Here is a 24714-nt window from a genome sequence, read left to right as displayed (position 1 = left end):
GCTTTGCATTCTCCGCCCGCCATAGTGGATGCTCAAAGCGGGCATTTAGGGGCTGTGCACGAACTCATCGGGAATATCAGATCATGTCGTCATCTATTAAGACGTCCCTGTTCACAGCCATCAGCCGTACCGACGGGCCTCGGCGCGATACGCTCCGCCGAGAGTTGGCGCGCGCGAACGCAGCTTCCAAGCTCGATGCCGGCCGGCCTAAGCTTGTTTTGGCGAGTGGCAGCCCACGGCGCATGACGTTGCTCGCACAAGTTGGGATAACGCCCGACGCATTACGCCCCGCGTCGATCGATGAAACCCCGAAAAAAGGTGAGATGCCGCGCGGCTTGGTGTTGCGCCTGGCACGCCACAAGGCGGAAACAGCCCGCGATCAGATCGCCAACGATACCGACATCGCCGATGCTTACATCCTTGCTGCCGACACGGTCGTTGCCGTCGGACGCCGCATCCTGATGAAGCCACAATTTATGGAAGAGGCCGTAGCGTCTCTGCAGCTACTCTCCGGCCGCACACATCGCGTTCTGACGGGCGTCTGCCTGTTGACGCCAGACGATCGCGTACGCACAAAGATTGTCGATACGCGGGTGCGCTTCAAACACATCTCGCGGGCGGAGATCGAGGCTTACATCGCCTCTCGTGAATGGCGCGGCAAGGCCGGTGGCTACGCCATTCAGGGGCTCGCTGGCTCATTCGTGCAAAAAATCATCGGCTCCTACACCAACGTAGTCGGGCTCCCGCTGACAGAGATTGTGGGCATGCTGACCAGTGAGGGCTTTCCGATTCATTATGCATGGTTGAAAGCCGCCGAAGGTCGCGACGAGATGTAACCCCGCGCGTGGACATGACCCGTGACAGGGCCGCGCGCAGGTATGTAAAAAGCATGTGTGACCTGTAAAACTCGAACCACCCTGATCAGAACCGAAGGAAAGTAATGTCGAGCCGCGTGAAAGGTCAGCGCAAATGCCCAATTTGTGGCTCTGCCACGGAAGAGCGCTGGCGTCCGTTTTGTTCGCGTCGTTGCGCCGATGTTGATCTGGCGCGTTGGATGTCAGGCAGGTATGCGATTCCTGGTGGGGATGCCGATGCCGACGAGGACGGCGACAAGGTCCCACCGGCCCCCCTGCCGCGCGACGAAAACGCCGAGTGAACCCTGGCGGCTCTTTGCGTGCGGTGTGGAAATCGAAGGGCTTTCTGCCGCAGCCAGGGCCGACAATGTCCGTAAAATGGGCTTTGGTGGGCGTCACATAGGTTTCGCACTTGACTCCATTCGCGCGGAACGAATACACGTGTCTCGTCAAGACGGCGCACTGGCCGCAAACGGCCATCAAGAGCGCGCGATCCTCTTGAAAGCCCAGGTAGCTCAGTTGGTAGAGCACGTGACTGAAAATCACGGTGTCGCTGGTTCGATTCCGGCCCTGGGCACCATCCCGAACATGTTATCGTTCGATCCCTCAATTGCCTTAAAAATACAGGCAGTTGGGGCGGTTCGATAACCCCCGTTCCGGTGGTAGGGGAGCTTGTCGGTAAAGACGAGCTTCAGGAATAGATTCCGGTCTGCAGGATCGTCAGAATCCCACAGTTCGCGCGGGTTTGCGAGGAAGCTGAGTGCGGTTCGATAGGTTTCGTCGAAGCTGCTCTTCTCTGCGGTCCCTGATTTAAGTTTTTCGCTCAAGATCAGTTTGCGCTCCTGCAGCTTGCGGAGCTGCGCTTCGAACGCGCTCATCAGTGCGGCATCGTCGGTTTCAATCAGCCGCTCCATGACACGTTCCATCTGGCGTTCGATCTTGGCCCGTTCGGCGCGTGCGCCGGTGGTCTGAGCGGTCATGGTGGCCTGCCGGTCGTCGAAGGCGCGGCGCAGCAGCTCGCGCATCAGCACGAAGGCTTTCGGATCGGGCCTCAGGCGGGCGACAAGGTGGTCGAAGGCTTTCTCTACGTCTTCCTTGCGGATGTTTTTGCGGAACGCGCTGCAGCCCTTCTGCTGGCAGAAGTAATAGCCGTAATGCGCGTTGCGCCCTTTGGAGAAGGCCGCGGTCATCGGATGACCACACTCCCCGCAGGTGGTAAAGCCGCGCAGGAGGAAGTCTTCGGTCGTGGATTTCCGCACCGGGGCCTTGGGCGGGCCGGATAACCGCTCCTGAACCTTCTGGAAGGTTTCAAAGCTCACCAGCGGCTCGTGCCTGCCCTTTTGCAGGACAATGCCCCATAGCGGGATGTCGATGTACCCGGCGTAGATGGGCCGCTCGAAGACTTCGCGGATGCGCTGGAGATAGATGCGGCCCTTGTGCCAGAGCGGGAAGTCGGGGAAGCGCTCTAGATAGCGGGCAACCTCGGCTTGAGATTCCAGCCGCCCATCGGCAAAGCGTTCAAAGATATCGCGGATGACGGAAGCCGCAGGCTCGTCCGGCACCAGCATCTTGCCGTGGCCTGATACCCGGTCGTAGCGGTAGCCGAGTGGCGGGATGAAGACATAATACCCGCTCTGCGCGCGCGCGCATGCGGTTCTTTGTTTGCTCGGCGTTCTTCTGGCGCTGATGCTGGGACACTGATGCCAGCATGTTCTCGACCAGCCTGCTGTCGGAATCCTCGCCGAATTCGATGGACGGGCTTTCCAGCTTGCCGCCCGCTTCGCCGATGGCGGCACGCAGCTGGATATGGGCCATCAGATCACGGGCAAGGCGGCTGATATCGTCGATGATGACGATATGGCTATGGTGGCGCTTGTTCTTCCGCAAAAAACTCAGCATGGCCTGCATGCCGGGGCGGTCAATCAATCCGCCGGAGACACCCTCATCGGCAAAGACCTTGACGACCTCATAGCGCCTGTACCCGGCATATTCGCGGCAGCGGGTTTCCTGCGAGCCAAGGCCGGAGCCGCGCGTCACCTGTTTGGGGTCTGAAACGCGGCAGTAGATAACGGCTTTGGGGCCTGTTGAGGGGAGCGGAGTGGCGGCGGTCACGTCTTAAGCTGTTCCTTTCTTTGCCGGTGATGGAGCGTTGTCGTTCGCGGCACTTTCGCGCGCGATCCGGACACAGCCTAATTCTACCATCACGTTGTTGGGATGGCCATTTTTACGATCAGAAACTGTCCACAGTTGCTGGCCCGGCGTGAGGTCGTGCGCGCGGTCGGCCAAGCCCTGCGCCACCACCCACAGCGTTTCGATGACAGCGATCTTCTCCTCATCACTGGCGTCAAAATCGTCGAGATAGGAAAGATAGGCGCGGGGATCGAAGGACATGGGCGGGCAGCAGCCTTTCTGCCCCGCACGGAAACAATCCGCGCCGGAGCGTATCGCAGAAGTTGAACACACTCCGCGACTGTATCGATGCGACGATCGAATATTGGGTGGAAGAGGCAGCTATCGTGTGCAACGAAATCCAGACTGTGGACATTCGCGTTAGCGAGCGGCTCTGTATCTAAAGAAAACGCGAGCCTCCACCGCTCTGTCCAAAAGGGGCGCTAAGCCTGATGTGCGGTAACGAATAGGCCACACGCTGCGACAAAGTTTATTGCCATTGACCAACTGGTTGACAAAGACATTCAATCATCGGCACTTTCCACACTATGAATCGGTTAGCGCACATCGTTGGCAAATCCGTCATGCGACGCATTTTGGCAATCTTATTGATTTGCCTGATGGTCCCTGGTGGCGCGGCCGATGCAAGCTCGCTCGTATGGTGTGTTTCTGGTTCTGGTCATTCAGCCATTGAACTCTGTGGTGGTTCTAGCTGCCATTATGAGGAAGTGAGCGTAGACAGCCACCAAAGAGCTAGCGCATCCGATATCTACGCTTACGATCCGCATAGTGAAGATTGCGTCGATCTGGATTTACTTCCGACTGGATCTCTCAACGATGCTCGTCGCAGCGCCGACTGTGAGATGTTTCAGGGTGTCGTCAGCAAATTTACGCTCGATCTGGCGTTTCTTAACACGCTTCCCCGACAAGTAGATCATTTGGCTGGCGAAACTGCTACGCTTGTGACCCCCGTATTTCGCAGGGAAGATCCTGCGGTCAAACTGCGCCAAGTCGCAGTTCTGCGCATTTAAGAAATTCTCTCGTCAAACACGATCCGTTCGCTTTGCGCGCCCTAACGCTGCGGCAATTGCCGGTGTTTGCGCAAAGTGTCCTGAAGGCGTGCTGCTGGGAGAAAATCGTTGCAGAGCCGTCTCTTGCCAACGCACATATTGGTGTGCGCTGCGCTATCCAGCGTGGCCGGATGTTCAGCGCCTGATATCAAAAGCAACACGACCGCCCAGGTGGCCGGCGCGGTCTATCACGCACCTTCACCGCGAGAGGTTCTTGTTGCTCCGCAGCCCGCATCCACACCGCCCTATGACGACATACTCACGCTAAAAGAGGCTATTCACCGGGCGCTTCGCTTCAGTCCTTCTCTCCAATCAGCCTCGTTGGAAATCGAGGCAAAGTTAGGAGAGGCCGCGCAAGCGGCGGTGAGACCCAATCCGGAATTGGCACTCGACCTGGAGAACTTTGGCGGGACTGGTGATGTCCGCGGCTTTCAATCGGCCGAGAGCACACTTTCTTTATCTCAACTCGTGGAATTGGGTGACAAGCGCTTCAAGAGGCTGGCTGTCGCGGACTTAGATCGTGCCGTCGCTGTTTGGGAGTTTGAGGGTGCGCGACTTCAGGTCATCCGTGAAACAGCGGAAGCATTCATCGATGTCCTGGCAATCCAGGAAACGATCGAACAAACGAACGAAGCCAACCGAATTGCCAAGGAATTGGAACGGGACGTCAAAGCCCGCGTCGATGCCGGCGAAGCGAGCCCGGTTGAAATCCAGCGCACCCGCCCGATCGTCGCCAACACACTCGTCCGCCTCAAGGCCGAACGCGCAAGACTGGACCCGATCAAACGGCGGCTCGCTAGCATGTGGGGTCAATCCCGCGCTGACTTCGGCAGGGTAACCGGCCGTTTTTCAGACGTGGATCAATTTGTGTCCCTTGACACTCTCTTAAGCGACCTAGAGCGCAATCCCGAGGTGGCGCGCTGGAGTGATGAAATCGCGCGGCGGAATGCCATCGTCGAACTGGAGTTAGCAAAATCGATCCCAGATTTGACGCTGGGTGCTGGTGTTCGCCGGCTTGGCGAATCGGAAAATACGGCAATCGTTGCCAGTGCTTCCGTACCGCTTCCTATTTTTGATCGCAACGCAGGAAATATAGCGGCCGCAGAATCTCGCCTGCTTAAGGCAGACTATGAGCGAAGCACATCGCTAGAAGCGCTGCGGCGGGCAGTATTGTCTGCCTACGCCGATCTAACCAGTGCCGCTGCGGAAGTACGAACTCTCTCAAAGGACGTCGTGCCACCCGCGCGTGAAGCTTACCGCGCAGTTCAAAGCAGCTTCAAAGCTGGGGCGTCCCAACTTCTGGAAGTTCTGGACGCCCGACGCGTGCTGTTTGAAGCGGAACTAAGTCTCATTCGGGCTCAGGCTGATTTCGAAAAAGCAAAGGTCCGAATTGAAGGCCTTGTTGGCCGGAAAATCTAAACCTCAAAAGGAGACAATTATGAAGTTGCCAAACATTCTAGCGGCCGGAGTTACTGCATTCTTTTTGACCTTCTCAACCACCCCCACGCTCGCAGCCGATAGCGCAAAGGCAGTCGAGGCGCATGCGCACGACGACAATTCAAAAGATCATAAGGATCACGAACACGACCACAAGGAAGGGGAGGCAACACATCACGATGAAGCCGGACACACCCACAAAGAGGGCGAGGAAAAGCACGACCACAAGGATGGGAATCACAAGTAGGGGCTGAGAAATCCGAGGGGCAGTCCAACCAAATCCCGAAGGGGCCAGATATTCGCCGGCCTTGCCTTTCATCCAAGAAGTCAAAGAGGTTATGGAGAGCAAATCCGCATGGAGCTGCGTAAGTCAATTTCAGGCCTGGGTCTTCTGGCCGTGGCAGCATGTGTGTGTGCGGCCCAACCTAGTTTGGCGGAGGTGAGGGAACTGCCCTCGTCACCACTTTTATCCAAGCCTACCTCTAAATCGGTGGTCCCCGTTATCTACAATGGGAATTGGGACCGCCACGGCGGCGGCGCGCCCCCCGAGCGCGCCGTTCGCCTCCCAAAGGGGCGGGCGACAACATTCGATGTCGCACAAGCTGACAGTGGCGAGGTAAAAAATCCGCCCGAACACGCGGATGACCATGGGCACGAGCACGCGAAGAAACCTGCGGAGGAGAGCAAGGGTCACGATCATAAACACGAGACTTCGGGCAGCAAAGGCGAGGCTGAAGAGAAGGCCCACAATCACGGAAGCGGCAACGAAGAGGCTCCTGGGAATCATGGTCACGACCACGGCAATGAGCCAAAAGCAGAGAAACGAGCCCATCAAGAAAAGGACGACGACCATACCCATGGTAATAGCAAGGACGATGGACATGGGCATGGCGGTGGCGGCCACGACGAAACCGTAACGTTATCGCCCGAGCAGAGGAGCGAGTTCGGTGTTAGGGTTGCGCCTGTTGAGGGTGGTCCGCTCCCGATTTCTATTGTCCGCCCCGCTGAGGTTTCGTTCAATCTCGATCAGTACGCACACGTCGTTCCGCGCGTGTCGGGCATTGTCCAATCAGTAAGCGTCGCGCAAGGCCATCACGTAAAAAAGGGGCAACAGCTTGCCGTTCTTGAGAGCCGGGAGCTCGCGGATGCGAAGGCTGCATATCTTGCCGCGGTAGAGCGTCAGACCCTGGCGAAAGACAATTTCGATCGGGAAAAGACGCTGCAGGCCAAAAACATCACTTCCGAAAAATCTCTTCTCGAAGCCCGCACGCAACACGCAGAAGCGCGTATCGCGCTACGAGCTGCGGAACAAAAGCTGCATGCATTAGGAATATCTGATCAGAGACTCGCGGACGTGTCTGCTGAGCCCGACATGGATTTTACCCTCTATACGATGCACTCTCCTCTGGATGGCATCGTGGTCAATCGGCACCTGGTGTTGGGTGAGGCTGTACCAACGGATCGGGAAGCTTTTGTTATCGCGAACTTGTCCGACGTATGGGTCGACATCAGCATCTACCCCAAAGATCTGCCGATCATAAAGCCCGGTCTTACCGTGCGGATCAAAACCGAAACAGGCATCACCGCCGAAGGTCGAATCGCACACATAACGCCTGAAGTATCCGAGGCCACCCGCACCGCAAAAGCCCGTGTTGTCTTGAAAAACGACGAAATGAAATTTCGATCGGGGATGTTCGTGAACGCGGAAATTGATGTGTCTTCAAAGGACGTCGCGGTCCGCGTACCAAGGGGCGCGATCCAAACATATGAAGACGGCGACGTTGTGTTTGTTTTCGCAGACGGAAAGTTCAAGCCGCGCCCTGTGAAGCTTGGCGAAAAAAACGGTGATTTCTTCGAGGTTCTGTCGGGATTAAAGCCTGGCGAACAAATCGCCGTAGAGGGTGCCTTTGTCATGAAGTCCCAGCTCTCGAAGGAAAGCTTTGGCGACGGACACAACCACTAAGCGGCGGACTAGATTTATGCGAACATTCCTCGAAGGATTATTGCGTCAACGCTTGCTAATTTGCGTCGTTGCGCTCGGCGTTCTAGCGGCTGGCTTCCAAAGTTATCGAAGCTTACCGGTTGACGCCTTCCCTGATGTTTCTCCCACATTGGTCCAGATTTTCACGGAAACTGAGGGACTGGCGCCGGAAGAGGTCGAACGATACATCACCTATCCCGTCGAAGTGGCGATGAATGGGATCCCTGGATTAAAGGAAATTCGTTCGATTTCGAACTTCGGCCTCTCGGTCGTAAACGTCTATTTCGAAGACACGACCGACATATATTTTGCACGTCAGCTTGTCGGCGAGCGATTGCAGCTTGCACGAGATGAAATTCCAGAGGGTTTTGGTGATCCCGAAATGGGTCCGATTACGACCGGTCTGGGTCAGATTCTCTTTTATTTTGTCGACGACACAACGGGAAAAAGAAGCGGCGAAGAGATTAGAGAAATCCAAGACTGGATTATCAAGTTTAATTTGCAGACGGTGCCTGGCGTTACCGAAGTCCTCTCACTCGGCGGGAACGTCAAGCAATTTCATGTCAATGTACGGCCAGATGCGTTGTTGCGCTACAAGCTCAATATCTCCGACGTGGTCGAGGCCGTGAAGCAAAACAATGGGAACGTCGGCGCACAATATATCGTCAAGAATTTTGAACAATTCGTGGTTCGCTCAGTCGGTCTCGCGCAGGACATTAAAGATATCGAGAGCGTTGTTTTAAAAGTTGCAGACGGAATATCGGTAAGAGTTCGAGATGTTGGCACAGTGGAGATCGGCGGTGAGGTACGCCAGGGTCTCGCGACGTTGAACGGTGAGGGAGAGGCTGTCGCCGGACTCGTCCTCAAACTCATAGGCACCAACACCTCTAACGTCATTGCTGACGTGAAAGACCGGCTCGCGAAAATCAACGAGACCCTACCGCCAGGAATCAAAGTTGTTCCCTACTACGATCAATCCAAGCTCGTGCTTCGAAGCGTGGATACGGTCAACGAGGCCCTGGCACAGGGTGTTGGACTGGTTATCATAGTACTGTTGGCTTTTATGGGCGGCTTCCGACCGAGTCTTGTCGTAGCACTTGCTATCCCCTTTTCCATAGCAGTGGCCTTCATCGTAATGCAGGCCGTCGGTCTATCTGCGAACCTTATGTCCCTTGGCGGAATTGCAATTGCAATCGGTATGATGGTCGACGGTGCGATTGTCATCGTCGAGAATGTCGATAGATACCTCCGCGAAGATCATCCCGCGCTGTCCAAGCATCAGCTTGTCGCGAGGGCATGCGCGGAGCTTATTCAGCCGATTGGCTTTGCCATCGCGATCATCATCGTCGTGTTCTTGCCATTGTTCACACTCCAGGGCTACGAGGGAAAAACCTTCCGGCCGCTAGCCTTCACCGTGTCTCTCGCAATGCTCGGCTCGCTAATCTTTGCCGTTGTGGTGGCACCGGTGATGGCGGAGATGCTGATGAAGCGTCCAAAGAACGACGGTGATGGACAACGCCCAAGTTTCTCGGACCGAGTTGTGAGCGGGTTGATCTTTGCCTATCGCCCGCTTGTAACGTTGTTCGTCAAGGCTCGTTTACTTGCAGTTCTTCTCGCCTTCGGATTGTTGGCGGCGGGTCTGATTATTTTTCCGCGCCTGGGATCGGAATTTGTCCCAAGGCTAAACGAGGGAGACCTCCTTGTTCGCGTAACAATGGCCCCGTCTATCGCCCTTGAAGAGGCACGCGAGGTCGTCACGCGTTTCGAGAAACGGTTGCTCTCTCGGTTTCCCGAAGTCGAACGTGTCGTAACCCGCGTCGGCAGGGGTGAGGTCGGTGCACACGCTGACCCTGTAAACAGCGCTGAGGCCTTTGTTGGGCTGAAGCCACCCCAAGAATGGCCGAAGAAACGCTCGCCGGATCAGTTGTTCGCGGCCATGAGTGATGCCTTTGAAGATTTTCCTGGCGCGCAGTTCAACTTTACACAGCCGATCGCCGCCGCGGTTGACGAGCTGGTGACGGGGACCAAGGCAGAGCTTGCCGTAAAGCTTTTTGGACCGGACCAGGAGGTGCTTCTAGAAAAGGCCGGCGATATCGAGCGTGCAATCCGGAGTATCCCGGGCGCTGCCGACGTCCAGAAGGATCAGGTTACAGGCACGCCGCAACTCAGGATCATCGTCGATCGCGAGCAGATCTCCCGCTACGGTTTGAACATTGATCAAGTTCAGGCTGCGGTCCGCACTGCGGTGGGCGGCGAGAAGGCAGGGCAGATCTTTGAAGGGATCAAGAGATTTGACATTCTAGTTCGCTATACGGAAGAAGCGCGGTCAACAGCGGATGCGATCCGCGAACTCGTCATCCGCGCACCATCAGGATCATTGGTCCCACTTGAACAAGTCGCAACGATCGACGAGATCGTGGGGCCACGGCAGATCACGAGAGAAAACAATCAGCGCTTCATTACAGTTCAGACCAACGTTCGCGGTCGGGACATCGGATCATTCGTTGCGGACGGGCAAAAAATAATAAGCGAGACGGTTCAACTGCCATCGGGCTACTTCGTCGAATGGGGTGGTCAGTTCGAGCTACAGGAGGAAGCCAATAAGCGGCTTGCGGTCGTGGTCCCAATCACGTTGGCACTGGTCTTCCTCTTGCTGTTCATGAACTTTGGATCCTTGCGAAGCTCTCTTCTCATCATGTTGAACATTCCTCTGGCCCTCGTCGGTGGAATCATCGCCCTCTGGCTTGCCGACCTAAATCTTTCGGTTCCAGCTTCGGTAGGTTTCATTGCGCTTTTCGGCATTGCGCTCGGAAACGGCATGGTCTTGGTGACCTACCTCAATGAACTTGTTGATGGGGGAGAAAGCATAGACGACGCCAGCATCAAGGGGGCATGCATGCGCGTTCGCCCTGTGCTCATGACGGCACTCACCACAGCGTTGGGCTTGATACCTCTGCTCTATGCAACGGGCGCAGGTAGCGAAGTTCAGAAGCCCCTGGCGACAGTCGTCGTCGGAGGCCTAGCAAGCTCCACAATACTGACGCTCCTGGTTATTCCCGCCGTCTACAAATGGTTTGTGCCCAAGCGCTTGGAAGAACTAATACCAGAGGATGATTCAAGCGCTGAGCGGTCGCTTTCGTGAACAATTCTAGCGGTGAGAGAAAACGAAGGAGCCCACAAATGCGAAAAGGCTTAGTATTGGCAACTCATTTTTTGCTGTCTCGGGAGATGCAGTGTGCCACGAAATCCCATGGCCACGCGGTATGTCACGAAACGTTGGATTTGGTGCGTGCGCAAAGGGGCCATGTATGAGGCGGACCTCCTACAGCGCAACCGTACCGCATAGGCACATAGAAGTTGGTAAGTGCATCGGGATGGGTGCCGCTGGATATACTAAAGGATCGCGTTTCGACTGCCCGCCGGACAAGTGACCAGAAAGCACGTGATGTCAGAAGTTTATTGGCTGGGTTCGTCAGTAGTTCTGCGCCGAACCACCAAGCGTAATTTAAATGGTTCAGTATGTAGTCAAAAGCGAATTAATAAATTCGCTCTACTTAGTCAAACGCCTGACCCATTGCAATGTGAGGATCGAATTTCGTGACGCCAATCAGCCACCGTACTTTTGCCATGCGGTCGCAAAGAGCCGTGCCTATGCCTTAATCTCATTTGATTATTTGTTGCTCACCACGTGGGACTTGAATCGCAACGCCAAACCGGCCACGTTGATCTCGCACAGGTTCAATGCGGCCGCTAAGTTCCTCCATAATTCGTCGCGCTATAGTAAGACCGAGCCCTGAGCCGTAGATCGCATCGCTGTTTTTTTGCAGCCGCCGAAATGGCTTTACGGCTTCATCCCATTCGGCTGGGCTCATTCCAGGTCCGTCATCATGGATCGCGATTGTCACGTCCCGATCCTTGGTCAAAAGGCTTATGTTGGCCTGCTTTCCATAACTTGATGCATTTTGCGCAACGTTCACGATGGCCCTTCGAAGCAGTGTCGGCTTGGTTGTCAAAATAATTCGACCTTCTGCCCGGAAATCAACGAGTCTACCCATGTCAGTAAGATCAGAAGAAACGCTCTCTACCAGTGTCACGAGATCCACTTTTTGGGCCTTCTCGGAGTCAAAGTCCAATCTCGTGAAATCGAGCGCCCCAGCAATCATTCGCTGCATCTGATTGAGATCGGACAAAATGTGATCTCGGACGTCGGTGTCTTCAATCTCGTGTGCGCGTAATCTCAATCTGGTAACCGGCGTGCCTAGGTCGTGCGCAATTGCTGCGGCAGTTGCTGAACGGTCTGATATCAATTGTTTGATGCGTGTTTGAAGCCCGTTGAAAGCCGCCGTAGCGCTCCGCACTTCGAGAGGGCCAGTTTCCCGCAAAGCGGGCGAGTTGATGTCTTCGGCAAGGCGTCTCGCAGCTCCTTCAAGCAGTACCAAAGGTGCGATGAAGCGACTAAGAAGCCAGAATGCGATTACGAGTGCCGAAGAGGTCAACGCGAGAAGCGAGGGGGACATTTGAGCCCAGGAAAAATGCGGTACGGCAAGGAGGCGCCCGGTCATCAACACCCCAGTCCCGTCCGAAAGCTCTGTCGCTACTTTAATATTTCCTTGGAAATAAACATTCTGCAGGACGCGTTCAATTGGCTCCTCTGTAACCAGCTTCAGTCTTGCTGGAAATACTGGCGCGGAATTTTTAAGATCATCGTTGTCACTCTCGCCGAACCGAACTCCTATAGGGTCACTTGGTGGGCGATCTAGAAAGGAGTTGATCAGACGGGTTATTCGGCCAGCTCGCGCGTGCTCCTCTTTTGGTGTTGGTAGTGGTTCAATGTTTTCCGTAGAAACACCTAGCATGGTGCCTGTTAGCGCTGTCGCGACTTCCGGGCGATGGCTCGGAGGCAATCGGTCCATGAGCTGGACCACTATGGCCACTTGTTCGGCAAACATCGCATCGTGCAGAGCATCCATCGCGTCGTTGTGTCGGTATGAGTAGAGCACAAGGGCTGCCGCGTTGGAGGCTAGAAGGAGTGCGAAGATAAGGATAAAGGCTCGGCCCCGAAGAGTGTCGAGATGCCGTATCATTCATCAGCCTCCACCACATCCGCGGAAAACATGTAGCCCCGTTGCCGAATGGTTTTTATGAATTCGTTCGCGTCGGCATAGGCCGCAAGCTTGCGGCGTAGACGCGCAATCTGCATATCGATGCTCCGGTCGAAGAGACCTGGCTGTCGGCCGCTTGTCAGGTCGAGGAGCTGATCGCGATTTAGCACCACGCCAGCGCGCTCAGCAAAAGCTTTAAGCAGGTCAAACTCTCCGTCTGTCAGAGTGACGATTGATCCATCTGGTGCTGTCAGCCGTCGTGCCCGTGCATCAAGTGTCCATCCTGAAAAACGCAGGCGTCGATCGCGATAGTCGGGCGTGTTAATCGGCAGTTCGTTAGCGCGCCGAAGTACTGCCCGGATGCGGGCAATCAATTCCTGGGGGTTGAATGGCTTTGGGATGTAGTCATCGGCTCCCATCTCCAGACCCACTATTCGGTCCGTCTCAGATCCCAAAAGCGTTAGCATGATCACGGGGATATTGGAGGTTGTTCTCAATTCTTGGCAGAGGGTGAGACCATCCTCGCCGGGCATGATGCGGTCCAGCACAACGAGGTCGATACGCGCAGTTCCAAGGATGTTGCGCATCTCTATTCCATTGGCGGCCACATCTACGACGAAGCCATGTCTGCGCAGTTGCCTCGCAACAAGTATGCGAATTTCCTGGTCATCGTCTACCACGAGGATGTGCGATTGACTCTTCTTCATTCCTGAATTGGTCTCGATGCAGTGAGAAACGCATGTGTATGCGGCAGTTGGCAACGAACAAATAGATCAATGGTAACATCCTGTAACAACTCAGGATCTCGTTACCAGCCGTTACCGTTTCGGGAGAGCATTGTTGTCCGATTTCACCTATCTGTAATTTGTGACCAACGACCGGACTTAAATAGGTCTGCTGGTCAAATTGAAGGCAGTAGCATAGAAAATATGGAGATCGGATCATGAAACAGATCTTTATTGTAGTCGCTATGTTTGCAGTGTTAGCGGGAGCAACCGTGGCGCAGGCCGATCATACGTCAACACCTACCCCGTCTCCCATCGATTCTGACGTCTTTCAAGGCGATTAAAGCAACGGGAACCAGAAGCCCCGGGCTTCTGGTTCCCGTTTATTATTGATATTTGGAACATAAGAAGCGATTTAGCAGATTGTATATATTGTTGGTGTTTGTTGCTGAGTGAAAGCATTGCGGTTATACATCAATCCTTTTAATGTATTGCATCTCACGCACCTGCGCCGATGTTATTTGATTATGGAAGTTATCTGGCGACCTGCGTGATTAAGGGCATTAATATGCAGGTGTATGGAAACGAGCGTGATGATCGTTGCTATCGAGCTGAAAAGATAGAACTATTAATCGGCTCATTATTTTTACACCATTAAAATGTTTGTCGTCCTGGAGAAATTGCGGAACCTGCTCAACTTCTGGCCGTCCTTAGCCGCGAGCACGCGACAGCTTGTGCGCGATGCCGTAGCGTGGGCCATGCAGGCGTGGGTTCATAACTGATAAGCGACTGGTGCTTGCCTTAGATGCTTGTTAGCTCCCAGCTGGACGTTGCCGAATATGTTATCGTTCAGCGCCTCAATTACCCCAAAAATACAGGCGGTTGGACGGTTCGATAGCCCCCGATCCGATGGTAGAGGAGCTTGTCCGAGAGGACGAGCTTCAGGAACAAATTCCGGTTCGCCGGATCGTCAGAACCCCACAGTTCACGCGGGTTGGGATTGCCTTTTTTCCGGTCAGAAACTGACCACAGCTGTTGACTAGGCGTGAGGCCGAGGGCGCGGCCGTCCTGCGCCACCACTCACAGCGCTTCGATGACCGCGATCTTCTCGTCGTCGCTGGCGTCAAATTAGCGCCGCTTGATGCCGGATTGTAGGTGAGCACCGCCCTTAGACTTATTGCTCTTGGATCCTGTGGCTTTGCTAAGGCAGTCGCCGGGATGCTTGGTCCATCAGAACCGAGTTGGCCATCTTCGTGCGCTTGGCTTTGTGTGATTGCCAATGGGTTCTCCACAGAGCATCGAGCCGCAATCTATCGGAATGAACAAAATGGGTATTCTTAAGCTCAGAAATTATGATTCGGACGCGGGGAAGCATATCAATGCGACGCACGGTCCATTTTGCCGTATCGCCTAGATTGACCGCCCTGCTCGGTGAAACCTACCGGCAGACAGAAGCAGCGCTCAAGGAACTCGTCGACAATGCGTGGGACGCAGATGCGGGAAACATTTGGGTGACACTACCGGCGCCCCTGACCGCTGAGCCGATCGTCGTTGCCGACGATGGAAGCGGAATGTCGCCTCATGAGATAGAGAGCGAATATCTCGACATAGCCAGGGACCGCCGGTCGACAAAAGGGGAATATTCCATCCACCTCAAGCGCCGAATCAAAGGGCGAAAGGGCATTGGCAAGTTCGCCGGGCTCGCTGCAGCGCGGAGCATGCGCATCGAGAGCGTCTGCAAAGGCATCAGGACCGTCGTAGACGTCGACAAAGGCGCAATCCTGAATGCTTCGCATGATCTGGAACAAGTACCGCTACCACTCACTGAGACGGAAGCATCTAACGCGGTTAACGGCACGGTCATAACGCTCTCAAACCTCGATCAGGCATTGAACTTTCCAAGTGCGGATAAGCTGCGGACGCTTTTGATTTATGAATATGGCCGGGAGAGTGGGATCAAAATATACGTCAATGGCCGCGTACTCGACGTTGAGGATCTGCCTGGGGAAACGGAGAGCACGAGCGCTAGCCTTCCTAACGCCGGCGAGGTCAAGATCCGCTTCACCATCGCGGAAGGTAAGCTGCCGAAGCACCCGGGTTTTCTGCTGCGGGTCGGCGGCAAGGTGGTCGGTCGCCCTCAGTGGTTCGGACTGGACAAAAACCAGGACATTCCCGATGCTCTGCGTAAGCGCGTCTACGGAGAGATCGAGGTGGACGGACTTGATCAGGTCGTGACGGCGGACTGGGGCGCTTTGGTCGAAAACAGCAAGGCGCGGGAGGAGATCGCACACCTGGTCGCCGAGCGGACTACAACCAAGCTGAAGTCGGTGTTCACACGCGAGATGAATCTTCAACAGGCACGGTTGAAGCAGGAGATTGCGCGCCGTCTTCAGAACCTTCCCGAGCACCGCCGAGCATTTACCGAAACCGCGCTCGGAAAGATCCTCACCCGGTTCTACGGCGAACGTCAGGATCGCATAGACACCATCGCATCGGTCATACTGGATGCAATGGAGCGGGACGAATACTGGCAGGTTTTGCGCAACATCGACGAAGCTAGGCACGGCGACGTTGCGAATTTTGCGGAGGCCCTGCATCAATTCGGTCTAGTCGAGCTGACATTGATGGTAGAACGCGCGAACGGGCGCCTGCATTTTTTGTCCGACCTTGACGCGCTGTTGGTCAATCCGTCGACAATTGAAATCCAAATGCACAAGGCGATCGAGCATAGTCTTTGGATACTTGGCGCACCCTATCACCTCATGAGCTCCAATGCGACGCTGAAAGGCGTCGTCGAACGATACACCGATAAGAAATATTCGGGAACGCGGGCTGCTAAGCGTCCCGATCTACTGCTCAATACCGACCCCGGCGAGGCTTACCTGCTGATTGAGTTCAAACGGCCGACTCATCCCGTTTCCCGGGCGGACGAAACACAAGCCCAAGTCTATGCCGATGAGCTACGCGAACTGTTACCGGCCAAGCCGATCCATGTCGCGCTCATTGGCGGGAGGCGCGCGGCTAAGTCCAACCCGCAGAACGATCCGCCGAACCTTAAGGTCTGGTCATACGCTGACATCATTAGCCGCGCCCGTCATGAAGTTCAGTGGCTACTGAGTAATGCTGCCCCCTCACACTGATCGAGATTCTATGCTCAACCGCAACTGGGACGACAATGCAACTTAGGCGCAAAACTGTGATCGCCGTCGCAAATTTGCACAACTAATACGTCAATGGGCTGTGCGTCGGAGACGTCATACGTCCTAAGATTAAATGGATGTCTGACTGATGCTCGTCTGGTGAAGCGGCCTGAATCGATCAGCACGCGTCGCGCGGCATAGATGTGCCCAGAACGGGCGGGACCCGCCAATCGATCGGGGTGGATAATGATGCAGCTGCTTGGTCCGCGTCGAGGGACAGGTACGCCAAACTTGGTGGCGGCGCAGGGAGATTTGTTCATTGCTCCCACGTTCAACCCACGATCCGCGTTGTTGCCGTCCGCCGGCACAAAACTGACCTTGGTGATCGGATGCAGCGGACAAAAACGAAAGAAACGCACGACGGCGGCGGAACTCTACACCTCTTCGCGGTTCAAGAGGGCTAGGGCTATCGCGGAGAGCCTCAGGGCTGAGTATCTAATTGCGTCCGCTAAACATGGCATCCTTAAGCCCGACCAGATCATATCTCCCTACGATATGAACCTCAGTGACCTGGATGGCTCTGAACGTCGAGACTGGGGGCGGAAGATCGCTCAGCAGTTGAGTGAAGTTCGGGGACAACTTTGCATTCTATGCACGGCTGAATATGCCGATCCAATCGTCGAGGCATACGAAGGCGTAGCTAAACTTGTTAGCCCATTGAGTAAAATCGTGCCACGTCATCATGCTCAATGGCATGAGCAAGCACTTGCCTTCAGTCGACGCGTGGAGGCAATGCGCGAGCTCTATCAAGCAATTGATAAACGCCGACGTACAGGAGGCATGTTCACACTCAGTGAGCTGGGCATGAAGAAGCTGCCACTCCGTGGCGTCTATATCTTTATTGATAAATCAGAGCGCAATTTCCTCGGTCGACGAGGTCGCATTGTTCGGATTGGCACGCATGCCGTCAGCGAAGGTTCGAAGTCGACACTTCGAAATCGGCTGCGAAATCACGCTGGGCTGAGGGACGGGACGGGGAACCATAGAGGATCGATATTCCGGCTCCACGTGGGGCGCGCGGTCCTGGAGCGGGAGAACGCGTCTGCAGCACTTCCTTCGTGGGGAGAGGGTCAGGACGCGCCCATTCACGTGAGGGCGCACGAAGTGTCCATGGAGCAGCTAGTGAGCGACTACCTCAAGAAGCTCGAGGTGTTGGTCTTGGATATTGACGACACGCCGAGCAAACACAGCTTGCGGGCAATTGTCGAGCGTCAGCTCATCGCGTTGTGCTCGGAGTCTTTGATTCCTATCGACAGGCCAAGCAAAGCTTGGCTGGGCCTCTCGTCACCGATGCGCTTGATTGCCGAATCTGGGTTGTGGAACGTCAGGGACGTCGGACGCGCCTATGACTCACAGGGCCAAGGCTCCGTCAGAGACTTGATTTCGTTGGATTTCTTGTGAATGTCGAAATTAGTGAACGCCATAGAACGCCAACAACGGCTCGGCCGTTTCCTGAGCCATCTTTTTCAGAGATTAGCTGACGGTCGTCTTAATTTGGTCGTAGGCGCCGGTATCTCCATTGACGCTGGCGTGCCTGCTTGGACGCCCCTACTCAAGCGACTTGCAACGCGCTCTCCTGCCCTGGCGGCCGATCTGGATCAACATCACGCATCAGGACTCGCCCCCGAGTATCTGGGGCAAATCATTTATCACCGTCATTGCAGCGACTGGGAGGGAGATGCTGAGCCGCATCTCAAAAACGCGGTTATCAAGCATGAGTGGGTCAAATCGATACACACGGCAATCTACCAGGACGTCCCAGATACGACGGAGAAGATCTTAGCCGAACATCCATACCTTTCAGGGTTGAGGGACTTAGTGCGTAAAGTACCGCTCGTCATTAATTTTAACTTCGACGACATCCTGTCCGACGCACTGAGTCATCAGGCAGTCCATACCACTGCAACAGGCGATAGATCCTTCACTGTAACTTGGAATCCCCCGTTGGTTGACCGTCCAAAGACTACGACCATCTATCATGTCAACGGTTACTTGCCCCGCGTTACGTTAAAAAAGCGGAGTCCGGAGTTAGTTTTTACAGAGGACTCGTTCGCGGCAGCGTTATCAAGAGCCCCTGAAGTCAGTGGAGAATACCTGTTTCTCCGTTTTGTGCAGAACACGATGCTGATTATTGGTCATTCCCTGGGCGACAACTCGCTCAAGAACTACTTAAGGCGCAATCGCAATCAGGCGCCGGCCAATCATCACTACATGATCCATTGGCTGAAATCTGGAGATGAGATATCACCAGCGCGCCAAACTGATATTTTTGAAGCCAATCTCGAACTTTACAACCTCATTACGATCTTCCTGACATCTCAGGAGATTTCTGAATTGCTGGATCTCTTGAATAGCGAGTCTCGGGACGTGCGGGACTTTCTGGACGACGCCTGTCCAGATCGGCGGTCCAGGTTTCACTACTATATCGTAGGGCCTGTAGCTGCCGGCAAATCGACACTTCTAGAACAGCTGCGCTGTTTCGGAACGTTCGAGGAGTGGACGCGCCCACCTCCAAAAGAGATGTTTCTTTCGTTTGATAAGCTGACGGCCGAACAGCAAAATGAAGTAAGCAACTTTCTCTATGCAGAACTCAAAGAGAAAAACATCCGCATGACCAACGTCGATGTCGGATTTTACTTCATGGATCGCGCGCCGTTGGATTTGTACGCCTTTTCCAAGGACGATCTCGAGCGAATGCAAAAGACAAAAGAATTAAAAGACTTGGTCACACGCGATAAAAACCTCCAGGGGGGACAAATCGTATTCGTAACCGCCGAGGGGCGTGAACTTGTAGCGAGGAATTTAGGTCGCGGACGGCTTCCAGATAGCTCTGGAGATGAAATTTATCTCGAAGATCAATCCAACTATTTGCAAGGCCTCTACGAACCGAGTTGTGCGATCGTCACTACCGGCATGAACCGCGGTGACATCGCGAAAAAAGTCGCACGTGAGGCCCTTCTCGGCGAATATGATGCGTGTAATCTCTCCGCTATAATGGAGCGGTTTGAATGAAAAGGCTATCTCGCTCAAAGGCGTATTTGGCTTCGCCACTATTCAATCCGCAGGAGCGGGAATTCAATCTAAAGCTGTCGCGCCGTTTGGAGGCGTATCTTGATGTCTTCTTGCCTCAGCGTGACGGCGAACTACTGACCGAGTTAGTCTCCAAAGGCAGGTCTGTTACTGTCTGCCAAGAGCTGATCTACGCTAAAGATACGGCTGCCATAGAAGGATGTGACTTCCTAATTGCCGTCCTGGACGGTCGAACCGTTGATGAGGGGGTCGCCTTCGAGCTGGGATATGCAAGGGCGTTGGGTAAGATCTGCTTAGGCTTCAAGAGCGATGATCGTGTCATGGTTTCGACTGGCGACAATCCGTTGCTTGTGTCGGCATGTCACTACCGGGCTTCTTCGGTTGATGTGCTCATAGATCAGGTGCGCTGCCTGTTAGACCAAGAGACCATAGTACCGAAAGACACGGGTGAGGGGATCGATACAGATGCACTGACGCCATGACGCGAATGCACCTTCGCGTGATGAGCCGCGAGTTTACAAGTCGTTAGCTTTGCGGATTTGGTGAAGCAGGCCTCCCTCGCGCTAGTGCCCATAGATGTTGTTGAAGTATTTGGGGTCGCATTTATTCATCTGGATGATCGAATATCGACACTTCTGCTAATGAACGTCAACCTGCCACCGGTTCGCCCGCTAATCCTCTCCCGGCAGGTCGAGGCTCGATGTTAGCTTTCTCGGCACAGGAGACGCTGCTCCTCCTCCCCAACCATGGTTTCGTCCCTGAGGCTAACCGCTCTCAAAAACTGTACTAGCAGAAGAAGAACGGATCGGATCGAGAAGCCGACGTGAGAAAGTTGGGAAGCCAAAGGCTTTTGACCGGCCGTGGAAACCTGGATAACGTAAGTGCGGGTTGGGTAGAAATTCGTACGATAGAGTTTTGAGGTGGGGGGCACCGGTGACCATCCGGATGGAGTGTCAAACGTTGCCGGTAGGCGAGCTGCTGTCCGGTTCTCGAATTTATAGTATGCCAATTTTTCAAAGGCCTTTCGCATGGACTGCCGATGAGGCAGGCCAGCTACTAGACGATCTGCAGACTGCTTTCCATAACTCGACAGATTTAAATACCGACAAAGCTTATTATTTTCTCGGGCAGCTAATTGTATCTCAGTCGAACCCAAACGCACCCTTCGAGGTCGTCGACGGCCAACAAAGGCTCGTGACACTTTCCGCCCTCTTGGCGGTGCTCCGCGATCTCCTACCTCCGGGTGATGCCAGGGAACACTTGCAACACCATATTGAGAGGCCTGAAAATGCGGCGCGACACTTGCCGCGTTGTCCGCGCGTGGGGCTTCGAGAAATCGACCGTGATGAATACACGAGGTGGATCGCGGAACAGGGTGGCTCATTCGCGCTACCTGACGCGGGCGACACTGATGCCACGGAGCGGCTGGTCGAGGTAATTTCTAGGATCAAGGACGATATCGCCACGCCCCACCAAAAATTTATCACCGATTTCGCCAGCTATATACTGAATCATTGCTATGCCGTGCTCGTGATCGTTTCAAATACGCTCGACGCTTATCAACTCTTTCGTAGTATTAATGCGCGGGGACAACCGCTTACAGATATCGACATTGTTCGCGGAGAAGTTATTAGCATCTACCAAAGTACCCGGCTTGCCGACGCGTGGAGCCAAATAGAAGATCAAATTGGCGTCGAACAGCTTAGTACATATGTCAAATCCATCCTTGCGTTGGTGCATCCACCCACTCAGCAGATGGCATTTAGAGATGGACTGAACTCCGTCCTAAGCCATCCCTCAAAGGCTCTGCTTTTCACCGACACACTAAAGAAGTTCGTCGAGATCTATGATGAGCTGGAAAGCTGCGAACTAACCGTGGCGGAAGGTAATGAGGAGCTCAATCGGATTGTATCGTGCGTCAAAGCCCTTCCTTTCGACGATTGGACCCCTGCCGCCCTACTGTGGTTAGCGCAAAATCCTTCTGAAAAAGCTACGGTAGATTTCTTTAAGGCACTCGACGCTCTGGGGTTGGGCCTTCTGATCCTTGGCGCAACCTCCAACACCATCGCGAACCGAATGCGACGGGTGGTTCAGCGTATCGTCGCAAAAGACTGCCTTAGCAGCGCAAATAGTGAACTGTATTTGACGGATGCTGAACGAAAGAAAATTAGAGAGAAGCTCGCAAGGCCAATCGGCAACAAGTCGCGGTTCATTCGACCACTGCTTTTGCGTTTAAATGCTGAACTTCTGGACAAAACAATCCCAACCTACTTTCCGACCAAAGTGACCTTGGAGCATATCCTTCCACAAAATCCTGGCCCCAGGAGTCTCTGGAGGCAGAAATTTCCAGATTCAAAAGAGCGTCAACAATTCAGCCAAATGCTCGGGAACTTTGCAATATTGTCAACCAAGGTGAATCCGAGGGCAAGCAATTTTGATTTTCACAAGAAAAGAGAAAAGATTTTCGGAGCGAGCGATAGCAACATTTTTCCTCTGACCGCACAGCTTATTAGTTATGAGGATTGGACTCCTGACGCCATCAAGAAACGTCATGACCAGTTGACCGAAATTGCGCGAGATATATTAAAGCTCTGAATTTCCATCCTAGCGACGGCGAATACGTTTATCCGAATTTTGAATGCCGTGGATAAATTGTTTCTGACATTCGGGCCGGGGGGATGCAACGGGGGCCAGCAAGGCCCCCTTGCCGAGGCGGGCGAAAGACCGCCGAGCGAAGATGGTGCTGTCATACAGCACACATCTGGCGATACGTCTTATCCGAGACCTTTGTCGTATCGGTTCTTCTTCCCGGTAATAAAATTGCGGGTAACAGCATCGTCTGATGGCAGTTCGGTTGACCCCATCCTGCCCGTTTGAACCCGCGCTTATGTCGCCAAGACCTGCTTCTTGCGTTGCCGTTTTACGCGAACGACTTTCACTTGGAAGTCGGATCTTAGCAGGGTGGCGCGCTCCCGGCTGCTTAGATACCAGCGTCCATCATGCGCGCGCCGTGCGTGCGGCGGCAGGGCCGCCAGCGGTAGCAATCGCGGCGATGGTTCCCACAGGCCATCCGGCCTCATCCGCTCGATCATACATACGTAGTCGCCGCCGGATGCCGGGGCCGCATTGCCATCTGAAAGCAAGCTTGATCCCAGCGTCATCCCTGCTGCGGTGGTCACAATGAATCTGCGCCGGGAAATATCGCTCATGGATACTCTCGCGGTGTTTGCCCGCTTGTATAGAGCGCAGCATTGCGCCCTGCATGCGGCGCGTCACTGCGCCTGCTCCAAGCCAGCCCATTTGAATCCGCGCGTGAGCGTGGCGTGACAAACGTCCAGCCGCTCCGCCACCTCGCCTATCGGGATGCCCAGCTGCGTGACATGGCGGTGGCCTTCGAGAATGGCATCAATACCGAGCGCTCTCGGTCTTCCGAGATTTGCACCGCGCTGCTTGGTAGCCGCTAGCCCCAGCACCGTGTTCTCGCGGATGATGTCGCGCTGGAATTCCGCGAAGGCCGCGAAGAGGTGATAGACCAGCTTGCCGCCCGGCGTTGTCGTGTTGATGCCTTCGGCCAGCGAGCAAAAATGAATGCCTTCATTCCCGAAATGCACCAGCAGGTCTGAAAGGTGCTGGACCGAACGGCCCAGCCGGTCGAGCTTTAAGACCACCAGCGCGTCCCCGCGCTTTAAGGTCTTGAGGGCCTTGTCCAGACCGGGGCGGCTGGCCTTGCCGCCGGAGACGCCCTGATCCTTGAAGATGTCATCACACTGCGCGCTTTTGAGCGCATCCAGCTGCATGCGCAGCTTTTGGTCTTGGGTGGAAACCCGCGCATAGCCTATGCGCCTGCCCGTCACCGCGATGCTTGGGAAAAAGAGGTTCGTCATGACGTCACCTCGTCAAAATCGATCCTTTTTGCCGAGGTGCGATGCGCGCTAGTGCTAGCGCTATCAGTTGGCGGAAATCCGCCGCTTTGCAAGTGTCGTTCGGTCATTCTCGTGCTAGTTTTTCCTCCTCTGCAATAACGATCGTTTATGTTGAGCAGGAAAGCACTAGACCTAGCAAGCCTGTGTACCATCGTATGCGGCCTTGCCTCCGGCGCAACGGCGGAAGACTTCAAGAGTTCGAAGTTCCTCACCTATCCGGCAGACGCGCAGACAAATTACATTTCTACATCGGCTGTTGCGGCGGCTAGCATCGCCGGGCTCAACTCATCCGCGCAAGCCAAGTGTCTGGGCGAGTGGGTGTCGCGTCATAAGGGAAGCGGCTATCAGCCCGTGCTTGAGGTGATGAGAAAATATCCCGATGATCACCCTACCGGGCTGATCCTTGCCGTGCTGCAGAAGGAGTGCGGCCCCTTCAAATATGTGAAGTAGAGATTAAAGCGCTCGAACCGGTGCAGATATTTCGGGGCTCGATACGGGATCAAGAGAAGCTGTTGTCTTGATCAGTTCGTCCCGCACCGGTTCGGGCATGTTTTCCTGAATATCCCGCTTGAACTGCTCGATTTCATGCGCTGCTGGCGGGTTGTCGTGATCGCTCATGCGGTCGCGGATGCGCCCCAGCGTATCGACGCGAAAGCCTTGAAGCGCTTCAAGGCGCGTGACTCTGTCTGTGACAGCCTCACGCTCTTCCAAATACTGCTCGTAAGCGGGTTCATCGCCGCGCCATTCGATGGCGGCGGCATGGGCATCGCTGACGCGCTCCCCGCGTTCATTCCAGACTTGCCCCCGCGCATCGCGGAATACGCGGCTACCATCCGGCAGCTGGGCGGCGCGGGATACGGTTTGTTCAAGCTGGGCCTGCGCTTCTTCCAGTGCTGCCTGCGCTTTGGCAATGGCGCGGTCGGTGGCGTCTTCCGCATCGCCCAAGAGGCCCATCGTGTCATTGTAAAGTCTGGCATAGGCGGCATTGCTGGCGAGAAGTGTTTGCAGGCGGGCGAAGCTCTCATTGCGGCGGCGTTCGCCTTCGCCTGTATGTTCGGCCCGGCGCTTCTCATGGTCTTCAGCGCTTAGGAAGCGCGCCGCTTTTCCGTTGCTGATGCCTGAGACTTCGGCTGCGAAATCGCGCTCATCCTCGCGGCGCTCAAGCTCACGCTTGGCCTCTTTGAAAATCCCGCGCAGATCGTGCGTGTCGTAACTCAAATCCC

At 54.8% G+C, this 24714-nt stretch carries 21 protein-coding genes and 1 tRNA gene; 14 read left to right on the top strand and 8 right to left on the bottom strand.

Going from position 1 to position 24714, the window contains the following annotated elements:
- The first annotated feature begins 83 nt into the window (after positions 1–83).
- The 3 genes from K5845_RS12565 to K5845_RS12555 all read left to right on the top strand — a co-directional run bounded on the left by K5845_RS12565 (position 84) and on the right by K5845_RS12555 (position 1434).
- The gene (locus K5845_RS12565; protein ID WP_090226075.1) at positions 84–836 is read left to right on the top strand and encodes a Maf-like protein; all 753 of its coding nucleotides are present in this window, start codon (positions 84–86) and stop codon (positions 834–836) included.
- Between the two features lie 104 nt (positions 837–940).
- Positions 941–1156, top strand: a complete 216-nt coding sequence (locus tag K5845_RS12560; RefSeq protein WP_287959126.1) for a DNA gyrase inhibitor YacG — start codon at positions 941–943, stop codon at positions 1154–1156.
- A gap of 202 nt (positions 1157–1358) precedes the next feature.
- Positions 1359–1434, top strand: a tRNA-Phe gene (locus tag K5845_RS12555).
- On the opposite strand, the gene K5845_RS21225 is transcribed toward K5845_RS12555, so the two are convergent.
- Genes K5845_RS21225 through K5845_RS12540 form a run of 3 tightly spaced genes read right to left on the bottom strand, consistent with a single transcriptional unit; the run spans position 1397 to position 3245 of the window.
- The gene (locus K5845_RS21225; RefSeq protein WP_353736547.1) at positions 1397–2422 is read right to left on the bottom strand and encodes a recombinase family protein; all 1026 of its coding nucleotides are present in this window, start codon (positions 2420–2422) and stop codon (positions 1397–1399) included. The two genes, K5845_RS12555 and K5845_RS21225, sit on opposite strands and share 38 nt — an antisense overlap.
- Positions 2373–2966 (bottom strand): recombinase family protein, encoded by a 594-nt coding sequence (locus tag K5845_RS12545; RefSeq protein ID WP_287959125.1) that lies wholly within the window; start codon positions 2964–2966, stop codon positions 2373–2375. The genes K5845_RS21225 and K5845_RS12545 overlap by 50 nt, the downstream gene beginning before the upstream one ends.
- Before the next feature lie 3 nt (positions 2967–2969).
- Positions 2970–3245, bottom strand: coding sequence for a hypothetical protein (locus tag K5845_RS12540; protein ID WP_046478072.1), 276 nt, complete (start codon positions 3243–3245; stop codon positions 2970–2972).
- A 362-nt stretch (positions 3246–3607) separates the two neighbouring features.
- Here K5845_RS12540 and K5845_RS12535 point away from each other — a divergent pair, with 362 nt between their 5' ends.
- From K5845_RS12535 to K5845_RS12515, 5 genes are all read left to right on the top strand, one after another.
- The gene (locus K5845_RS12535) at positions 3608–4054 is read left to right on the top strand and encodes a hypothetical protein (RefSeq protein WP_287959124.1); all 447 of its coding nucleotides are present in this window, start codon (positions 3608–3610) and stop codon (positions 4052–4054) included.
- A 108-nt stretch (positions 4055–4162) separates the two neighbouring features.
- Positions 4163–5512 carry a TolC family protein gene (locus K5845_RS12530; RefSeq protein ID WP_287959123.1) on the top strand — a complete coding sequence of 450 codons (1350 nt, stop codon included), beginning with the start codon at positions 4163–4165 and terminating at the stop codon, positions 5510–5512.
- A gap of 19 nt (positions 5513–5531) precedes the next feature.
- The gene (locus K5845_RS12525; protein WP_046478075.1) at positions 5532–5777 is read left to right on the top strand and encodes a hypothetical protein; all 246 of its coding nucleotides are present in this window, start codon (positions 5532–5534) and stop codon (positions 5775–5777) included.
- A gap of 108 nt (positions 5778–5885) precedes the next feature.
- Positions 5886–7493 carry an efflux RND transporter periplasmic adaptor subunit gene (locus K5845_RS12520; protein WP_287959122.1) on the top strand — a complete coding sequence of 536 codons (1608 nt, stop codon included), beginning with the start codon at positions 5886–5888 and terminating at the stop codon, positions 7491–7493.
- A 16-nt stretch (positions 7494–7509) separates the two neighbouring features.
- Complete coding sequence (locus K5845_RS12515) at positions 7510–10653, top strand: efflux RND transporter permease subunit (RefSeq protein WP_287959121.1); 3144 nt, start codon at positions 7510–7512, stop codon at positions 10651–10653.
- A gap of 520 nt (positions 10654–11173) precedes the next feature.
- Here the strand turns inward: K5845_RS12515 and K5845_RS12510 are convergent.
- Positions 11174–12595, bottom strand: coding sequence for an ATP-binding protein (locus K5845_RS12510; protein ID WP_287959120.1), 1422 nt, complete (start codon positions 12593–12595; stop codon positions 11174–11176).
- Complete coding sequence (locus K5845_RS12505; protein ID WP_287959119.1) at positions 12592–13320, bottom strand: response regulator; 729 nt, start codon at positions 13318–13320, stop codon at positions 12592–12594. Before K5845_RS12505 ends, K5845_RS12510 begins: the two co-directional genes overlap by 4 nt.
- Before the next feature lie 1397 nt (positions 13321–14717).
- On the opposite strand from K5845_RS12505, the gene K5845_RS12500 reads away from it, so the two are divergent.
- The 5 genes from K5845_RS12500 to K5845_RS12480 all read left to right on the top strand — a co-directional run bounded on the left by K5845_RS12500 (position 14718) and on the right by K5845_RS12480 (position 22163).
- A complete protein-coding gene (locus K5845_RS12500) occupies positions 14718–16478 on the top strand; it encodes an ATP-binding protein (protein WP_046478079.1) in 1761 nt (586 codons plus the stop codon).
- Between the two features lie 246 nt (positions 16479–16724).
- Positions 16725–17939 (top strand): GIY-YIG domain-containing protein, encoded by a 1215-nt coding sequence (locus tag K5845_RS12495; protein WP_287959118.1) that lies wholly within the window; start codon positions 16725–16727, stop codon positions 17937–17939.
- Complete coding sequence (locus tag K5845_RS12490; protein WP_287959117.1) at positions 17940–19550, top strand: SIR2 family protein; 1611 nt, start codon at positions 17940–17942, stop codon at positions 19548–19550.
- Positions 19547–20050 carry a nucleoside 2-deoxyribosyltransferase gene (locus K5845_RS12485; protein WP_287959116.1) on the top strand — a complete coding sequence of 168 codons (504 nt, stop codon included), beginning with the start codon at positions 19547–19549 and terminating at the stop codon, positions 20048–20050. The genes K5845_RS12490 and K5845_RS12485 overlap by 4 nt, the downstream gene beginning before the upstream one ends.
- A 451-nt stretch (positions 20051–20501) precedes the next feature.
- The gene (locus tag K5845_RS12480) at positions 20502–22163 is read left to right on the top strand and encodes a DUF262 domain-containing protein (protein ID WP_287959115.1); all 1662 of its coding nucleotides are present in this window, start codon (positions 20502–20504) and stop codon (positions 22161–22163) included.
- Positions 22164–22453: 290 nt separating this feature from the next.
- Here K5845_RS12480 and K5845_RS12475 read toward each other — a convergent pair whose 3' ends face one another.
- Both K5845_RS12475 and K5845_RS12470 read right to left on the bottom strand, forming a co-directional pair.
- Entirely contained in the window at positions 22454–22777 is a 324-nt protein-coding gene (locus tag K5845_RS12475; protein ID WP_287959114.1) for a hypothetical protein, read from the bottom strand.
- 63 nt (positions 22778–22840) lie between these two features.
- On the bottom strand, positions 22841–23452 hold the full coding sequence (locus K5845_RS12470; RefSeq protein WP_287959113.1) for a recombinase family protein: 612 nt from the start codon (positions 23450–23452) through the stop codon (positions 22841–22843).
- A 147-nt stretch (positions 23453–23599) separates the two neighbouring features.
- Between K5845_RS12470 and K5845_RS12465 the strand changes: the two genes are divergently transcribed.
- Positions 23600–23941: a hypothetical protein gene (locus tag K5845_RS12465; RefSeq protein WP_287959112.1), complete on the top strand. Its 342-nt coding sequence runs from the start codon at positions 23600–23602 to the stop codon at positions 23939–23941.
- 3 nt (positions 23942–23944) lie between these two features.
- Here K5845_RS12465 and K5845_RS12460 read toward each other — a convergent pair whose 3' ends face one another.
- Positions 23945–24709, bottom strand: a complete 765-nt coding sequence (locus K5845_RS12460) for a hypothetical protein (RefSeq protein WP_287959111.1) — start codon at positions 24707–24709, stop codon at positions 23945–23947.
- Positions 24710–24714: the final 5 nt, after the last annotated feature.

The sequence above is a fragment of the Filomicrobium sp. genome (assembly GCF_025698805.1).
GTDB lineage: Bacteria > Pseudomonadota > Alphaproteobacteria > Rhizobiales > Hyphomicrobiaceae > Filomicrobium > Filomicrobium insigne.
This window is presented reverse-complemented; position numbering and strand designations above follow the sequence as displayed.

Bases quoted from the DNA above. Each gene is read 5' to 3' on its own strand.
- K5845_RS12565 (WP_090226075.1), top strand. From the start codon at position 84: ATGTCGTCATCTATTAAGACGTCCCTGTTCACAGCCATCAGCCGTACC.
- K5845_RS12560 (WP_287959126.1), top strand. From the start codon at position 941: ATGTCGAGCCGCGTGAAAGGTCAGCGCAAATGCCCAATTTGTGGCTCT.
- K5845_RS21225 (WP_353736547.1), bottom strand. From the start codon at position 2,422: ATGCTGGTGCCGGACGAGCCTGCGGCTTCCGTCATCCGCGATATCTTT.
- K5845_RS12540 (WP_046478072.1), bottom strand. From the start codon at position 3,245: ATGTCCTTCGATCCCCGCGCCTATCTTTCCTATCTCGACGATTTTGAC.
- K5845_RS12535 (WP_287959124.1), top strand. From the start codon at position 3,608: ATGCGACGCATTTTGGCAATCTTATTGATTTGCCTGATGGTCCCTGGT.
- K5845_RS12525 (WP_046478075.1), top strand. From the start codon at position 5,532: ATGAAGTTGCCAAACATTCTAGCGGCCGGAGTTACTGCATTCTTTTTG.
- K5845_RS12520 (WP_287959122.1), top strand. From the start codon at position 5,886: ATGGAGCTGCGTAAGTCAATTTCAGGCCTGGGTCTTCTGGCCGTGGCA.
- K5845_RS12515 (WP_287959121.1), top strand. From the start codon at position 7,510: ATGCGAACATTCCTCGAAGGATTATTGCGTCAACGCTTGCTAATTTGC.
- K5845_RS12510 (WP_287959120.1), bottom strand. From the start codon at position 12,595: ATGATACGGCATCTCGACACTCTTCGGGGCCGAGCCTTTATCCTTATC.
- K5845_RS12505 (WP_287959119.1), bottom strand. From the start codon at position 13,320: ATGAAGAAGAGTCAATCGCACATCCTCGTGGTAGACGATGACCAGGAA.
- K5845_RS12500 (WP_046478079.1), top strand. From the start codon at position 14,718: ATGCGACGCACGGTCCATTTTGCCGTATCGCCTAGATTGACCGCCCTG.
- K5845_RS12495 (WP_287959118.1), top strand. From the start codon at position 16,725: ATGATGCAGCTGCTTGGTCCGCGTCGAGGGACAGGTACGCCAAACTTG.
- K5845_RS12490 (WP_287959117.1), top strand. From the start codon at position 17,940: ATGTCGAAATTAGTGAACGCCATAGAACGCCAACAACGGCTCGGCCGT.
- K5845_RS12485 (WP_287959116.1), top strand. From the start codon at position 19,547: ATGAAAAGGCTATCTCGCTCAAAGGCGTATTTGGCTTCGCCACTATTC.
- K5845_RS12475 (WP_287959114.1), bottom strand. From the start codon at position 22,777: ATGAGCGATATTTCCCGGCGCAGATTCATTGTGACCACCGCAGCAGGG.
- K5845_RS12470 (WP_287959113.1), bottom strand. From the start codon at position 23,452: ATGACGAACCTCTTTTTCCCAAGCATCGCGGTGACGGGCAGGCGCATA.
- K5845_RS12465 (WP_287959112.1), top strand. From the start codon at position 23,600: ATGTTGAGCAGGAAAGCACTAGACCTAGCAAGCCTGTGTACCATCGTA.